This is a genomic window from Dietzia sp. 111N12-1 (assembly GCF_001658045.1).
GTDB lineage: Bacteria > Actinomycetota > Actinomycetes > Mycobacteriales > Mycobacteriaceae > Dietzia > Dietzia kunjamensis.
The window spans coordinates 1-347 of the sequence record NZ_LSSV01000012.1 but is presented as its reverse complement, the minus strand read 5'-3'; the positions used below and the strand labels follow the sequence as shown (position 1 = coordinate 347).

Below are 347 nucleotides of genomic sequence, written 5' to 3'. Positions count from 1 at the left end.
GTTTAGTGGAAGGTCTGCGTATTAGCTCCGGGCGTATTCGCGTCCACCGGCTGGTTGCACCAGATGTCGCGCACCATCTTGCGCACCTGCTGGCTGCCATTGTTCGTTTGTGCCGGTGGGGCCGCCAAAAACGAATCCGGCGAGACTCCCTCGTCCATGAACGTCGAATGTCAGGAAATTCAAACGTCGATCAATGACCACGGAAGAGTGTGCATTTTGGCTATTCCCGCGCTCGCCGGACGATTTTGGCCTGGCCTTTGGTCGAGGTCGGAATAGTGACTGGACCCCTCAGGCCTGATCGGCATTTCCGGCACGCCAGGTCTCCCACGGGATGTTCCAGTCGCCCA

1 protein-coding gene is annotated in these 347 nt (G+C 58.5%); it reads left to right on the top strand.

All coding sequences use genetic code 11. The features are described 5' to 3' along the window. On the top strand, window positions 1-197 hold a 197-nt coding region (locus AYO52_RS18660; RefSeq protein ID WP_216635300.1), incomplete at its 5' end, for a hypothetical protein. Between the last annotated feature and the right edge of the window lie 150 nt (window positions 198-347).